We start from the raw sequence: 16063 nt of genomic DNA on the forward strand, positions 1-16063 counted from the left end.
TTTAATTTATTATTAATATAATAGGGGTGATTATGTGGAAAAAGATAAAGATATTATGAACATTATTAAAAAAGCATTATCAGAAAGTATTTTATCTGTACCAGGTGTTACCAATATTTATGAAAAAGATAATAATTATGGAATTAAAGTTAACAAGTCTGATTTAGGTTGAATTATTGATATTAATATAGTTTGTTTTTTTAATAATAATATTTGAAATATTATGAATCAAACTCAGAAAAATTTAAAATATATTGTTGAAAAGATTATTAAACATCAAGACTATATAGTACTTAACATTTTTGTTCATGATTTAATTGAAGAATAAAAGAAAATATAAGGTGAAATTAAATGAAAAAAATTGATATTAAAACCTTAAAAGTTATGCTTATTAGCGGTGCTAATAATCTTTATAATCATCATTTTGAAGTTGATAAATTAAATGTTTTCCCCGTACCTGATGGTGATACTGGAACAAATATGAATTTAACAATGATGAATGGTATAAAAGAATTAAATGGCAAAGAATATAATAGTTTAAAAACATTTGCTACTACTTTTTCTCGTGGTTTAATGATGGGTGCGCGTGGTAATTCTGGAGTTATTTTATCTCAAATTTTTCGTGGTTTTTTTCAAACTATAAAAACAAAAGATTTAAAAAATGATTTCATTAGTAATGAGGATTTATTAAAATCTTGAAAAAGTGCACAAGATTATGCATATCGTGCAGTTATGAAACCAGTAGAAGGTACTATTCTTACTATTATTAAAGATGGTGCTAGTTATATTAATGAATTAGAAATAACAGGCAAAGATTCGCTTTATATTTTTGAAAAATTACTAGAAGGAATGAATGAATCGTTAAAAAGAACACCTGATTTATTGCCAATTTTAAAAAAAGTAGGAGTTGTTGATTCGGGTGGTGCTGGTTTAGTTTATATTGTTGAAGGTATGGTGTATGGTTTAAAGCATGGTAAAGCTATTTCACCAAAGAAAAAATTAGAACAACAAGATACAGCAAAATTAGAAATGGTTTTAAATCAAGAAAACTTTGGTTATTGTTCAGAAGTTATTGTAAAACTAAATAAAGTTAGTAAGTTAGATTTTAATTTAAGCAAAACACGAACTGATTTAGAAACAATGGATGGTCAATCAATAGTTTTAGTAGATGATGAAGATTTAATTAAAGTTCATGTTCATACTTTAAAACCGGGTCAAATTTTAAATTATTTTCAGAAATTTGGTGAAATTTTAAAAGTAAAAATTGAAAATATGACGGAACAGGCAAAAGCACATACACAAACTATTAAACCAATTCGTAAATTAAATAATAAATTTGCTTTAATTGCTGCTGTTCCCGGTAGAGGAATTGAAACCTTTTTTAGAGATGAATTAAAGGTTAATAATATTATTATGTATTCAAAAAGAATTAATCCATCAACAGATGACTTTTTAAAGGCAATTGAAATTGTCGATGCAAAAAATGTTTTTATTTTACCAAATGATAGTAATTTATTTTTAGCAGCAGAACAAGCAAGAAAATTAGAAAAAAAATCAAAAGTTTTTGTATTACCTGCTAAAAATATTGCTCAAGGTATGCGTGCTGCTTTAAATTTTAATCCTGAATTAAGTGCAAAAGAAAATAATAAAAATATGTGAAGTGAAATTAAATATGCTGCTTTTGGTTATATAACAGTTGCTGATCGTGATGTTGAAATAGATGGTATTAAAATTGGAAAAAAACACTTTTTTTCTGCTGTTAGTTTTCGTAATAAAGATGGTAAAGAAAAAATTATTGCTTCAAATGAAAATTTATTTAATGTAATTAAAGTATTGTTTACTAAATTAATTTGAGATGGTGCAGAAATAATTACTATTTTTAAAGGTAAAGGTTATTCAAAAGATCAAATTAATTTTATGAAAAAAATTTTAGATGAAGATTATGATATTGAATATGAAATTGTTGATGGTGATCAAGAAGTTTATAACTTTCTTTTCGTGGTGGAATAATACTATGTTATAATATTGTAGACTCTATTCAAATAGTTAGAAAGGAGAAGATTATGACTAATTTATTATTATCCTCAGTTAATCCAAATGATCCAAAGACTTGATCAACTAGTTTAATTGTTTTAGCAAGCTTAGTGGCTATTGTTGGTATAATTTTGTTTGTTGTTACTATGATTTGATTTTTCACTTGAATTAAGTATTCTTGATTCCATCGTGAAAATAGTGCTAATTTAACTGGTGGCGAGTTATTTCAAAAATATTTAAAAACATATGGTATTAATGCAAAAAGAATAAAATTTAAGGGATTTGGTAATATTAATAGTATTACTGTTGAACCTAGGTTTTTTTATTTAAGGCCATATTTATTTAATAATGGTAATTTTACTTTAAGATTATTACCATGAACTTATCACCGTCGTTCTATTTATACTTTAGCAATGGCAATGGAAAGTACTTGGGCAGTAAGTAGTTCAAATAGTAGTCGTTTTAATACTTTTTGATGAGATTTTTCTCGTAAAATAACATTATTTTTTGTTTTAATTCCTTTTGCACTTGCTATTCTATTTGCTCTTTCACCTGCTAATTCTTGAATTACTTTATCAGCAGCGAGCGCCAATATACTTTCAATTGTTTTATCAATTTTAGGTAGTATTTTATTAATTCTTTTTTCTTCAATGCAAATGATTTTTTATGCTAAATCAAGAAAAGAAATTTGTCAAAATCTTGTTGGTATTTTAAATGAAAAAGAAATACGTGCTATTAGTTGAATTTTCCAAATTAAGTTTATTTATTACTTGATTCGTATGATTTATGAAATATTACAACTTATTTTACGTATTGTGATGTATACACAGCAAAATGAGAAATAATAAAAATTTGTACCTATAATTTAGGTACAAATTTTAAATTTAAAATTATATTAAGTTTTATTGATAAAACATTATTTTCAAAACTTTTATAAAATATTCTATTTTAGTAAGTTTTAAAGTTTTGTTTTTTTAATTTTACATTTAATTACTAAACCAATATTTTTCATTTTCATTTATTATTGTATATTTAAAATTTTATTTTGATAGTTTTAAATTTTAAATATACAATAAAATACACTTATTAATTTAATATATATATATATATATATTCATTAGTAATTTTTTGTATATGTATTGCAAAAATATAAAAAAAGGTTTTAAATGTTAACTATGAGAGAGAAAAAAGAATATTTTAAGTTAAGGAGAATACTGAATGCAAAGTAAGTCTGCTATTAATATATATTCAAAAATTAATAAATTAAAAATAGTTTTATTACTTGCTAAAATTTTTATCAGAAATGGTATTGGAGTATTTTATATTAAAAAGTTTGTTGTAACGAGTATTATCCAAGATAAAAAAATATGTTCTTACTTAATCAATCAAATTTTGAAAGAATGGAATTCTAAAAAAGAATATATTATTTCACTAGAAAAATATTTAAAACAACTTTCAGTTTAACAATTTATTAACAAAATAATTACTTGCTGTTAATAAATTTGAGTTAAAAATTAAATATAATAATACATATCCATGTTTATGAAATTACTAATTCTGAATTGTCATGTGGCCAGAGTGTTGCCCATATTGTATATCAATGTTAAATTAAATAAAGATATTAGGAACTGAAAGGAAGAAAACATATCATGGCTATTAATTTAAAAGGCAGAAATTTTATTTGTTTATTAGATTTTACTTCAGAAGAAATTTATTACTTATTAGAATTAGCTGCTACTTTAAAAATTGCAAAACAAAAAGGAATAGAAAAACAGCCGTTAAAAGGCTATAGTGTTGCTTTATTATATCGAAAAGATTCATTACGAACAAGAAGCGCGTTTGAAGTTGCTGCTTGTGATTTAGGAATGCATTCAACATATTTTGATCCAACTAGTAGTAAATTAGGAATTAAAGAATCAATTGTTGATACCGCTAAATTTCTTGGTAGAATTTATAATGGTATTCAATTTCGTGGATATAAACAAACTGATGTTGAAGAATTAGCTGAAAATGCCGGTGTTCCAATATGAAATGGCTTAACTGATTTATATCATCCAACACAAATGCTAGCCGATATTATGACAATTCAAGAGTGTAAAAAAAATAAAGATGTTAAAGGTATTAAATTTGTTTATTTTGGAGATGCTCGTTTTAATATGGCTAATAGTTATATGATTATTAGTGCAAAATTAGGAATCAATTTAGTAATCTGTGCTAATAAAAATTTATGACCATATCCTCAACTATTAAAACAATGTCAAGAAATTGCTCAAGAAACGGGTGGCTCTATTATTTTAACAGAAGATTATAAAACAGCAAGTAAAGATGCTGACGTAGTTGCTACTGATGTTTGAACATCTGTATCTGAAGATAAAGTTTTATTAAAACAACGAATTAAAGAATTAATGCCATATCAAGTTAATAATGAAAAAATGAAAATTGCAAAATCAGATGTTATATTTTTACATTCTTTACCAAGTTTTCATGATGGTAATACACAAATTACTCAAGATATTGTTAAACAATATGGTGGAACAGGTGAATTAGAAGTTACTGATGAAGTATTTCGATCTTCTGCATCAAAGGTATTTCAACAATCAGAAAATTGTTTACATACTATTAAAGCTGTAATGTTAGCAACTTTGAAAGGATAATATATGAGATTATATTAAAAATGAAAAGAAGTTTTAATTATTTTATTATTTAATAAACTTATTTCCATTAATTAGTTTTTATTATTTTTATTTTAGAATATTAAATATATTAATTAATTGTTTATTAAAATATTAATGTTAGTTTTTATGTTAAGATATTAGTAATTAATTTTATTAACTCAAATTAAAAAATAGGAGTAAATTATGATAAGACAAGAAGGAATATCAGAAGATAGTAGACAACAATTAATATATAATTATTAAGGATTAAATATATGAAAAAAAGTGAGTATTATTGGTAGTGGATTTTTGCTTAGTACAATACCAGGAATTGGTATAACATATTTATGTAATGAAAAAATTGTTAAAGCACTTGGTAGTAATGAAAATAAATTTTCATTACCAATTCGAATGCTAATGGGTGCTGTTACTAGTTCATTATTAGTATTATTTACTATGGGACCATTTGTACACAAAAAATTATTTCCTGAATGATATGAGAAGAGAGCAGAAGCAAGGTATATAAATAAAACTATTAGTGAAATTGAAAATTTAAGAAATGATTTTGTAAATATAAATAATAACTGAAATGAAAATAGTACAGTTAGCTTAATAGAAATATTAACAAAATTGAACAATAAAAAAGAAGAATTACAAAATAAAGAAAAACCATTAATTTTTCAATGAGAATTGGAAAGAATGGTAGATAACTTAATTATTGATGTTAATAATCAATTAATTAGATTTGATCCTATTTCAATTAGAGCAATTAATGATATGTTGGATAATTGAGATAATAATTCAGAATTGAATGATAGTAGTCAATCTTTAATTTATTTAAAAGTTTTTATATGTTATATACTACTTTTTGTGCTAGTTTATTTTTTACTATTTGTGAGTTTTCAGAATTAAGAAACTCATATTTTTTTTCATCTTTTATTTCTTCTATTTCTTCAGGACTTTGTTCTTTAGTGTTTGTACTAGTATCAATAATAAAAGAACTTAAATTTTGTTGTGATTGGGTTGGTGTGCTATCATAGTAAATATCAGAAAGTAGCGTGAACGTGTCTGCTTGTTGATCTTCAAATTCTAAAAGACTTGTAGTATCACTTTTTTGATTATTTATTATGAAAAGACTTGTATATATATTTTCGATTTGTTCAGTTAATTTAATTTTTATTAAAACATTATTGTTATTTTTTAATGATACTGTGCTTATTAAGTCTGTTCCTTTTAATAGTGCTTGTTCTTGATTAAGTTGCAAACCATTTAATAATGGTATTGATTTTCCATATTTTTCTTTAGTTTTTGTTATTCGTTGCTCATAGATTTTCTTATATTTTTTCAAAAATATTATTGTTTCATTTTTTGTTTTAAAATAATATTTATTAGAATTATTTTCAAGATTATGTTGTGAGAGATAGTAAGAAGTTAAGTCTATATCTTGTGCATATATTGTAATTTCAATAAAATTAATTTTAAAATTTTCAATTTTTTCTATAAGTAAATTTATTCTATCAATAAAAACTAAATTTTCTTTTATTTTATTTATTTTTTTCTTAGTTTTTCTTTGTTTAATTTCCATAAATAATTTTTTTAACATTATTTTATTTTTCCCTTTCAATTTTTTTATTAAAAATATGTTTAGTATCGTAACTATTAATAGATTGTTTCTTATTGCAGTTAAGTTTTGGCTCATAGTCAACAAATGAGTTTTTAGTTGATGTCTATCAATAATATAAATAACTTATTTTTATAATGAAGAGTTGTTATTTATACTTGTTAAAGATTGATTTGAAAAATCTCCTAATTCCATTGAATTAATTTTATCAATATTTAAATTTGATTCGATTTTTTTATCTAAATTTAATTTTCCATAAATAGCTAAACTTAAAACATCATTGCAAATACCTAAAATAGTTTTATTTACAAACTTGGCAGTAATTGTTTTTTCAGCAATAGAACCATCTCCACTACCTTTGTAGGGCTTATTTAAATCTAAATTCATATTTGTTAAATCAATTCCATACAAATGTCATTCTTTGGTACTTATTTTGTTTGAATAATGTTTACCTAAATAATAAATTTTTGCTTTTGTATTATTAACATTAATATTAGCTTCTTCTTTCATTTCATTTATTACTGTTGTGTTAAGATCTTTTTTTCTACTTCCCCAGTAATAGTGCTATATTCACTAATTTGTTTATTTTTAAATAGCGGATTATTTTCTTTAACTAGTAAATAATAATATTCATTATCTTTTAAAACATAAGGTAATATAGCAACTCCTTTATTATTAGTTCAAGGCTCTTCAACACCACAGTAAAAGTCTTCTTTAATTAATTTTACGAAAGTAGTTCCTTCATTTGTATATGTACCATTAAAAAATGTTGAATTTTTTAAGTTACTATTAATATTTCTTTTTTTATGACGATGTTTATGATTAAAAATTTCGGCTTGTTTTAAATTAATTGGTAGTTGTTGTAAATTGGTTAATGATTCTTGTAAGGTTGTTGGGTTATTTAATGATTTTATTGGCATAGATTGTACTTTTTGTTTTTCATTATGAAATAATGGAATAATTAATATTCATAATTTAAATAAAAAACTTGGATTAAAATATTTCATTTTAACACCCCTTTCAAAAAAAAATATATCTAAAATTATGTATTTATTTTAACATTTTTTTATTTTTCTTAAGATATTTACTTTTATAATAATAAATATGGTATATAATTTAAAGCAAGATTACTATACTTTTATAAATGAGATTTAAATATATATTATAGTTTTATCGCTATAACTAGGTATTAACCACTAAGTTTATTTTTAATTTGTATTTTAGATAATAGAAATTTATTTAATCATCAATTATTAATAAATTTTAAGTTTAAATTTAATTAAAAATAATAAAAAAAGTATCAAATTTACACTTGTGGTAAAAATTGATACTTAAATAAAATAATTTTATTTTATTTAAAACATTAAATCAGAAAATGGAAAACAAGATTTAAATAGGGTAATATATTTAATAGTTTTTTGTTCATTATAATTTAATTCTGTATTTAATGTCATTAATTACTTACGAAATTTTTCATAAAACATTGTTCAAAATAATCAACTTATAGTAATAATAAGTAAACTAAGGAAACTAAAAATTGCTAATATTTCCTTGTTAATATTATTATTTTGAGTTGGAATATAATACAATAAAGCACAAATAATAGTAATAATAACACCATTTATAAAAAATAAATTAATAATTGGTAGAGCTAAATTACTTCATTTTTGAGAATTATTTTTTCACTTAATAACAAGTACATTACTTAAAGTTTGATATTTATTTCAAGTAGTGGTTTCATTAAAATCACGACTTTTTAATTTTAAAATATTTTTTTTAAAATTATAGTTAAGATATTTAAAAGTAAATTTACTTTTAACTATTTGACAATTAATATTTTCATTGGATAATGCTTGTTGATAGCTAGGTTTTAATTTAGTATCATTTTTTTTACTTTTTAAAATAATAATTAATCAAAAAATAAATTGGAATAATTGAAATATTAAAACCATCGCAATTAAAAATAAACTAATAAGAATAAAAACACTTGTTGTTTGATCTTGAGTAATCATATATTTTCACTATTTATTTTCTATAGCATTAATACCAGGTAAATCCTTACCTTCTAGATATTCTAATGAAGCACCTCCACCAGTTGAAATGTGGCTAAATTTATTTTCATATCCAAATTTAACTGATGCTCCTGCACTATCACCACCGCCAATTAGTGTAAATGCACCTTTTAATTGTGAAATAGTTTTACAAATATTTTTTGTTCCATTAACAAAGTTACTCATTTCAAAAACTCCTAATGGTCCATTTCAAAAAACAGTTTTAGCATTAATTAAAGTATTTTCAAATAATTTAATTGTTTTTGGACCAATATCCATTCCTTCATATCCATCATCAATATTTTCATTAGTAGTAATTTTACCTTTGATGTCCTTAAATTCCGGAGCAATTACAAAGTCAATAGGTAGTATTAATTTTTCTTTTCCTAATTCAATAATTTCTTTAGCAATATCAATTTTATCTTTTTCTAATAATGAATCACCAATTTTATAATTCAATGCTTTCATAAAAGTATAAGCCATACCACCACCAACAAGAACTTTATCAGCTTTTGTTAATAATTGTTTGATAACATCAATTTTATCTGATACTTTAGCACCACCAAGTACTGCTATAAAAGGATGTTCTGGATTAACGGTGATTTTATTAAGCATTGTTAATTCTTTTTCAATTAATAAACCAACACAACTATTTTTGATATTAGTAGCAATACCAACATTAGATGCATGAGCACGGTGTGCAGTACCAAAAGCATCATTAACAAATACATCACCTAAATGTGCTCAATATTTACCTAATTCGGGATTATTAGTAGATTCTTTATTACCATTTAAATCTTCAAAACGAGTATTTTCTATTAAAAGTAATTCTTTGTTTTTAAGATTATTAATAGCTGTTTCAAGATTTGTACCACGAGTTTCATTAATGAATATTACATTTTCTTTTAAGATTTCACTTAGTCTTTTTGCAACAGGCGCTAAAGTATTCTTCGCTTTATCAGCTTCAGATTTAATTCTTCCAAGATGTGATAACATGATTATTTTTGCATCTTGATTTTGTAAATACTTAATAGTTTCGATGCTTGCTTTTATTCTTGTATCATCGGTAATTTTATTATTTTCTAATGGTACATTGAAGTCAAAACGAACAATAACTTTTTTATTTTTAAAATCAAGATCCTTTAATGTTTTTTTATTCATATAATTTTCATCTCCTTTTTTCATATTATAATTTTAATATATTTTTAAAACGATTAATAAAAATGCATCTTGTAATTGGTAAGATGCATTTTTGTAGTTTAATATTTTAATTAAACTATTTAAAAATTATTTTAGCTTTGCTAAGTGTATTACTGTTCTTACTAATTGTGATACATATGACATTTCATTATCATATCAAGCAAAAACTTTAACAATTTGTTTGCCTTCAACTTCAATAACTTTTGTTAATGTTGCATCAAAAATTGAACCAAAACTTGAACCAATAATATCAGTTGAAACAATTGGATCTTCATTATAAGCAAATGATTCGCTACTATGTTTTTTCATTGCTGCATTAACTTGTTCAACAGTAACATTTTTCTTTAATTCAATTGTTAAATCAACAATTGAACCAGTAATGATTGGAACCCGCATTGCTGAACCATCTAGTTTTCCTTTAACAGAAGGGATAACTAAACCAATAGCTGTAGCAGCACCTGTAGCTGCAGGAACAATATTAGACATAGCACTACGTCCTCTTCTGAAATCTGAATGTTCTAAGTCTAGTAAACGTTGGTCATTGGTTGCAGCATGAACTGTTGTCATTCATCCTTTAATAATTCCAAATTCTGATTCTAGAGCATGAACAACAGGAGCAAGACAATTAGTAGTACATGAAGCACCAGAAATAATATTATCAGTACTTTTTAGAATATCATGGTTAACATTATAAACAATAGTTTTTAAGTCTCCCTTAGCTGGTGCTGAAATCACAACTTTTTTAGCTCCAGCATCAATATGTGCTTGTGCTAATTCTTTTGTTGTAAAACGTCCAGTTGCTTCAATTACGATATCAACAGCATTGGCTTTTCATGGTAATGCTTTTGGGTCTTTTTCTTGACAAACTTTAATTATTTTACCATCAACATTAATAGTATTTTTTGATTTGTCTGCTTTGATTTTTCCGTGTTTTCAAGTTCTATGTGCTGAATCATATTGTAATAGATATGCTAGGGCTTCTACATTTCCTAAATCATTGATAGCAACAATATCAATTTCTTTTTTGTCAAATAATTGACGGAAGGCAAGGCGGCCAATGCGCCCAAATCCATTAATTGCAATTTTAATTGCCATTATTAAGTCACTCCTTTTGTGTGTTTGTTTTTTATATTGATTAATGACTAGGTATATTATAAACAAATATTGTTAATATTTGTCATAAAATATGGATTTATTTATAAAACATTTATTTTATTAGTAAATTATTTCCTTTATTTTAATTATAGTTTTCATTATTTTATGTGGGAGATTGTCAAAAATCCGGAATAAATTAAATCGTTTTAGTCTTATTATATTTTAGACAAGAAATAATTTGGATTTTTATGAAATTGTAAATTTATCTTACTACTAATTTAAAAATATTACAATTAAAATACTCAATTTTATAAATTATAAAAATATTTTAATAATTTAATTAACATAAATATATAACAAAAATTCTTATTAACTTTTAATTTAATAAGTTTTTTTAATTTTTTATTTTAAAATAAGTAAAATTATGTTTTTAAATTTATTTGATTACATTTAAAAATAACCATTTTTATATAAATAAAAATACTATATGTTTTATTAACAATCATTTCTTTTAAAACATGTCAAATATTTGTTTCAGTAAAACAACCTATATTTCACTTTGCACCTTGATTTTCAATACCTTGTTTATTATTTTTAAAATATTGTTTTTTTAACTTTTTATGATTATCTAATTCTTTATATAAATAATCAATTAATTGTTCATATTGACCATTATTAATGAAATCTTTACAATTATTATATTCACTTCAATATTTTCCTTTATTTCCCGCCATTATACCAAGATATAATGTTCTAATTAAATGGAATTTATCTAAAACAAACTCAGCACCAAGATAATCAGCAACTTCTTTAATTCATCCAGCACTATCTCCACAAATAATTATTTTTGCTTGTTCAACATTTTCATAAAATTTTTGACAATGTTCTTTAACAAATTCAGCAGTTTTTTTAACTCCAATTGCTGTTCTTGTTGGTCTAATAATTGCTTTTACTCTTTTATTTTGTACTTTATGATTAATATTATCTGTATATGTTGTTATTACATAGAGTGTTTTATATCTTTACGTTTAAAATCTCAAAACTTTCGATGTCCATCATCAATTGCTACAAAAATAGGTTGATTTTTTTCTAATTTTACTTTTACTGGATTTGCTTCAATTACTTCTAAATTTTTAAAAACTCTATGAACAGTACTAACACTAATACCTGTTTTTTTACAAATAGCACAAATATCATGATATCTTTTTCCATCAGCAAAATATTCAATAATAGTTTGTTCAACATCTTCACCAATTCTTTTATATTTAGGTAATTCTAGTCATTCATCAACTAAACAAACACGAACTCATTTTTGTAATTTTTCATCAAAATATTCATAAATTCTTCTTTTATAAGTTACTAATCCATACATTATTTTTCTTGTTCGATATTGATAATCAACTATTTTATATTTCTTTTTATCTCTTGTTTTAAATATTCTTCAATCTCGTTTTTCTCATTTCTTTGTTATATGTTCTAAAACTAATTTATCAATTTTAGCATATTGTTCTCTAAAATTTCATTTATAATTAAAATTCACATTTACTTCTCCTAACTATTTTAAAAAATTCTAAATTTATTGTAAATATTTTTAAAAAAATAATTTACTTGTTTATTATATACATATATAAGTGTAATTTTAAATAAAATAAAAATTATTTAAAAAACCACTTTCATATTTAAAATATAATAAACAAGTTATATATAATTAATAGTATAGGTCTCATAAAATAAACGCCTTTAATTTAGGCGTTATTTTGTATTTAAAAGCATACTTGTAAAAATAATCAAAAATAGTACAATTTAATAAGTAAAATCAAGGAAAAAAGGAGAATTAAAATGCAAGATAGCAAAGAACTAATAAAAGATGTAGAAAATAAAAAAGAAGAAAAAGGAAAAGAAATAAATAATTTTAAAAAATGAATTAAAACAAATTATAAAAAAATAATATTATGAACTGCTGTTATAACTGCACTTTTATTAAGTATAATGTCATATTATAAAACTTATAATTATAAATCATATTTAGGACATGACTATACAGTCTACTGGGGGGGCTGGAACAACAATATGAGAAACTAAAAATTTATATGATGAAAATAAAATAGATTTATATTTTGGTATTAAGCCAACATTTAAAGATGATATAAAATGAAATGGTCAATATCCTGATGGATATTTTGATAATTAAATTTCAATATTTATATATGAAATATTTTCATTATATTTATCAAATAAATTAATATTATTTAAGTTTATTTCTTGTTTATCAGTTTTTAAAATTAAATCATAATTACCAGCACCAAATATACCACTAATTTCAATCCGATTTAAATTATTAATCGGATTTTCAATTTGTAATTCAAATTCATTAATATTATCAATTTGTGAAATTTCTTTATAAAATTCTAGTTTTGAAAATAATTGAGATTTATTTGAACCATATAAATTTAATATATCTTTAATTTTATCTTTATTAATAATTGTTTTTGTAAAATATTTACCATATTCACCATTACTTAATGTTCAATCAGCAGGAATTAATGACGGAATATTATTGCTTTCAAGTTCATTAGTTATAGATAATCAATTAAATTGATTATCATCTAATTTAAATAATTCATTTTGGCTAATATCATTATTTTTTAATTTAATATTATTAATATCTGTAAAGTCAAAATACTCAGATTTTAACACTACTTTTACATCTTTGAATTTTCAAATTTCTTTATCACTTGGTTTTATAGGACTTGATTTTAATTTGAAATAATAAGGTAATAATATTTTATTATCATCGTTTAATCCTTTATTAATTGATAATGATGAATAAATATATTTTGATAACATAATAAATACTTGTTTAAATATTTGTATTTGTAGTAAAGTTATATAATTTGGATATTCAAACTCTCATTGTTTAAATAAGTTAGTAATTATTTCATCCGGTTTTTGTCCAGAAAATGTATCACGTAATTCTGCTATTTTATTTTTTGCTTTACCTTTATCATCATATTCTGCACCATTAAAATTTCTATTATAATTATATGTATAACTTAGCATATCTAATAAAAGTTGTTGTAAACTATCAATTGTTGGCGCATCTTGTATTTCAATTGCTATACTTTTAAATCTATTATTGGTTGCAAGATAAACATATCATCCTTCATTACTATAAGATAAAACTTTTTTATCTTCTAAATGTATTTCGTGTTTTAATGGTCAATTACCATCTCAAACAGCACCCATTTCTCAACCTAGTCAAGTATCAGTTACTCTTGCATTATTAATAACTTCTTTTCTTGTTACAGTACCACTACTAATTTTAATTAAATCTAAAACTGATTTTTCTTGTCCTATAAATTGTTTTGCTAAATTTCAAGGTAATATTTGTTCACTAAATCATTGTTGTAATATTCTAACTTTTGGTTGAGTTTCGATAGGCATTGATAATAGTGGAAATGCTATCTTATCTTTAACAAATAACTTTGGGTATACTTCCATATTGTCAACTTCACCAAGTACCTTTATATTGCCAAAAATCATGCTTCTAGGGGCTTTAATTTTTAAACCAATTACTTTGGTATCTTTATCTAATGGTTTTTGTAATTTAATAATGATTGGATAACCATCTCTTGTTTTAAAATCTTTAATTTTAATAATAGTAATACTTTTAGTGCTTCTAGTTTTTGGATTTTGATAAGGTTGTGAATAATTATTAATGATATATAAATTATCAATATTATTTTCAGTTAATGGTTCATTTATACTAACTGCATATAATTTAAATTGATTTAATAAATTTATTTCTTGAAAAATTAAATTTTTAATATCAGTCATACTATATTCAATTGTATTATCATTAATATTTGTGCTAGCTCTTTGATTTAATTGCATAGTAAAGTCTGATGTTTCAACAGCAATAGTTTTTAATACTTTATCAATATCAATAAAACCAATTTTAATAGTATTTGCTGAAAATCTTAAACTATTATTTTCATTATTTTTAAATAAACGTTCAATTTCATAAATATATATAGTTCTTTTTTTAAATTCATCGTATGCTCTATTAATATCTGGGTCACTAGTAGCTCTCATCATATTAGTAAAGTCATAGGGAATATTATCAATTAAATAATCATTTTCTACTTCTGCTTGATTAATTTTAGTTTGTTTCTGTGGAAACTTCGTTTGTGGTTTGTTGTTGTTTTCCATTGTTCTCTCCTATTAATTGGTTATTTTCGGGATTAAATAATTTTAATTTAACTGTTAAGTTATTAATTTCTTGGTCATCATTAATATTAAATGTTTTACTATTTAATAAGTCTTTATCTAAAAGTACTAATATTTGAATAAATTTAAGAATATCAATATTAAATTGTCATAATTTTTGTTCAATATAATTAATGGTTGAAATATTAACTGCTGTACTTTCGGGTACTGATTGTTGTGCTGATTTCTTTTGACTTGGTATATGAATACCACAACGTTTAAATATTTCATTAACATTTCAATCATATATATCAGTTAAATTTTTACCTTTAAAATTACTATTTGTCATATTGATATTTTCGTTTTGTTCATTATTATCTCCACCACTTTTAAATATGTAGTTTTTAGTAACCAAAGTTCTTACTGCTTCTTCTAATGCTGATTGAACATTACCATAAGTTTGACTAAATATAAATTTAGGTGAGTTTAAAATAGTATCTAAAACAATTTGTTCATAAATAACATCTAGTGCTTTAATTTTATCCATTACTTTTTCACAATCTGCTTGTTCATTTGCTTTATTTCTCATAATTGCTATTGGTATATAATTAATATTTAGTATTTGTTCTTGTACTAAATTAGGATTATTAATGTATGATTTAAAATCTAATTTATTTTGTTTTTTAGTATCATTAATACTATAAATTGCACGATTAATTGTTACTTGTTCATTGTTTAATGTATAAACTTCAAATAATCTTACAGTTTGTGCATTTTGTTCATAATTATCATAAAAAATAGTACATTGAATTAATTTACCAGTAATATCATAAACTCTTTGTTGTATGTCAACTACTTGAAAATATAAATTATCATTTGCAATATAAATTAAATAACCACTAATTCCTAATTTACTTAATTTAAAAATAGAATTTCAATTTTTTCTATAAAATTCTTGTTGAATTAAATATTGTTTAATGGTTTCATTATTAATTTCTAATGGAGCATTATATAAATTAGCATTATTTTCTGCTACAAAAGCAGTAAAATAAGTTTCATGGTTAAAATCATTAAAACCAAAATAATTTAAAATAGAAGCATGTGTACTTTTATTTTTATTAGTTAAAAATTTTAATTTTTCACTTTGATTATCATTAATATTGCTTTTATCTTTTCTAAAAAATTTACCTAACATAATA

General features: G+C 22.7%; 18 protein-coding genes. 8 read left to right on the forward strand and 10 right to left on the reverse strand.

What is annotated here, in order from left to right:
- Positions 1-34 precede the first annotated feature (34 nt).
- The 6 genes from AACK81_RS01565 (at position 35) to AACK81_RS01590 (ending at position 5600) form a co-directional block, all read left to right on the forward strand.
- The gene (locus AACK81_RS01565; protein ID WP_338961931.1) at positions 35-328 is read left to right on the forward strand and encodes a hypothetical protein; all 294 of its coding nucleotides are present in this window, start codon (positions 35-37) and stop codon (positions 326-328) included.
- 23 nt (positions 329-351) lie between these two features.
- Positions 352-2010: a DAK2 domain-containing protein gene (locus AACK81_RS01570; protein ID WP_338961933.1), complete on the forward strand. Its 1659-nt coding sequence runs from the start codon at positions 352-354 to the stop codon at positions 2008-2010.
- 53 nt (positions 2011-2063) lie between these two features.
- Positions 2064-2879: a hypothetical protein gene (locus tag AACK81_RS01575; protein ID WP_338961936.1), complete on the forward strand. Its 816-nt coding sequence runs from the start codon at positions 2064-2066 to the stop codon at positions 2877-2879.
- A 373-nt stretch (positions 2880-3252) separates the two neighbouring features.
- Positions 3253-3498, forward strand: a complete 246-nt coding sequence (locus tag AACK81_RS01580; RefSeq protein WP_338961939.1) for a hypothetical protein — start codon at positions 3253-3255, stop codon at positions 3496-3498.
- A gap of 185 nt (positions 3499-3683) precedes the next feature.
- A complete protein-coding gene (gene argF, locus AACK81_RS01585) occupies positions 3684-4688 on the forward strand; it encodes an ornithine carbamoyltransferase (protein ID WP_338961942.1) in 1005 nt (334 codons plus the stop codon).
- A 285-nt stretch (positions 4689-4973) separates the two neighbouring features.
- A complete protein-coding gene (locus AACK81_RS01590) occupies positions 4974-5600 on the forward strand; it encodes a hypothetical protein (protein WP_338961944.1) in 627 nt (208 codons plus the stop codon).
- On the opposite strand, the gene AACK81_RS01595 is transcribed toward AACK81_RS01590, so the two are convergent.
- The 8 genes from AACK81_RS01595 to AACK81_RS01630 form a co-directional block, all read right to left on the reverse strand.
- Positions 5536-6291: a hypothetical protein gene (locus AACK81_RS01595; RefSeq protein WP_338961947.1), complete on the reverse strand. Its 756-nt coding sequence runs from the start codon at positions 6289-6291 to the stop codon at positions 5536-5538. The genes AACK81_RS01590 and AACK81_RS01595 overlap by 65 nt on opposite strands.
- 150 nt (positions 6292-6441) lie before the next feature.
- Complete coding sequence (locus AACK81_RS01600; RefSeq protein ID WP_338961949.1) at positions 6442-6819, reverse strand: hypothetical protein; 378 nt, start codon at positions 6817-6819, stop codon at positions 6442-6444.
- A gap of 8 nt (positions 6820-6827) precedes the next feature.
- Positions 6828-7316 (reverse strand): hypothetical protein, encoded by a 489-nt coding sequence (locus AACK81_RS01605; protein WP_338961951.1) that lies wholly within the window; start codon positions 7314-7316, stop codon positions 6828-6830.
- 450 nt (positions 7317-7766) lie between these two features.
- Positions 7767-8321: a hypothetical protein gene (locus tag AACK81_RS01610; protein WP_338961954.1), complete on the reverse strand. Its 555-nt coding sequence runs from the start codon at positions 8319-8321 to the stop codon at positions 7767-7769.
- A 9-nt stretch (positions 8322-8330) separates the two neighbouring features.
- Entirely contained in the window at positions 8331-9521 is a 1191-nt protein-coding gene (locus AACK81_RS01615; RefSeq protein WP_338961956.1) for a phosphoglycerate kinase, read from the reverse strand.
- 126 nt (positions 9522-9647) lie between these two features.
- Positions 9648-10655, reverse strand: coding sequence for a type I glyceraldehyde-3-phosphate dehydrogenase (gene gap / locus AACK81_RS01620; RefSeq protein ID WP_338961958.1), 1008 nt, complete (start codon positions 10653-10655; stop codon positions 9648-9650).
- Positions 10656-11077: 422 nt separating this feature from the next.
- Complete coding sequence (locus AACK81_RS01625; protein WP_338961960.1) at positions 11078-11389, reverse strand: hypothetical protein; 312 nt, start codon at positions 11387-11389, stop codon at positions 11078-11080.
- A gap of 266 nt (positions 11390-11655) precedes the next feature.
- Complete coding sequence (locus AACK81_RS01630; protein ID WP_338961962.1) at positions 11656-12195, reverse strand: UPF0236 family transposase-like protein; 540 nt, start codon at positions 12193-12195, stop codon at positions 11656-11658.
- Between the two features lie 299 nt (positions 12196-12494).
- Between AACK81_RS01630 and AACK81_RS01635 the strand changes: the two genes are divergently transcribed.
- Complete coding sequence (locus tag AACK81_RS01635) at positions 12495-12737, forward strand: hypothetical protein (RefSeq protein ID WP_338961964.1); 243 nt, start codon at positions 12495-12497, stop codon at positions 12735-12737.
- On the forward strand, positions 12688-12846 hold the full coding sequence (locus AACK81_RS01640; RefSeq protein WP_338961966.1) for a hypothetical protein: 159 nt from the start codon (positions 12688-12690) through the stop codon (positions 12844-12846). Before AACK81_RS01635 ends, AACK81_RS01640 begins: the two co-directional genes overlap by 50 nt.
- Here the strand turns inward: AACK81_RS01640 and AACK81_RS01645 are convergent.
- Together AACK81_RS01645 and AACK81_RS01650 are read right to left on the reverse strand one after the other, a co-directional pair.
- Positions 12843-14867 carry a hypothetical protein gene (locus AACK81_RS01645; protein WP_338961969.1) on the reverse strand — a complete coding sequence of 675 codons (2025 nt, stop codon included), beginning with the start codon at positions 14865-14867 and terminating at the stop codon, positions 12843-12845. The genes AACK81_RS01640 and AACK81_RS01645 overlap by 4 nt on opposite strands.
- Positions 14818-16059 (reverse strand): hypothetical protein, encoded by a 1242-nt coding sequence (locus tag AACK81_RS01650; RefSeq protein WP_338961971.1) that lies wholly within the window; start codon positions 16057-16059, stop codon positions 14818-14820. Before AACK81_RS01650 ends, AACK81_RS01645 begins: the two co-directional genes overlap by 50 nt.
- Positions 16060-16063 lie beyond the last annotated feature (4 nt).

Source organism: Spiroplasma endosymbiont of Lasioglossum villosulum, assembly GCF_964020195.1.
Classification (GTDB): Bacteria; Bacillota_I; Bacilli_A; order Mycoplasmatales; family VBWQ01; genus Spiroplasma_E; species Spiroplasma_E ixodetis_A.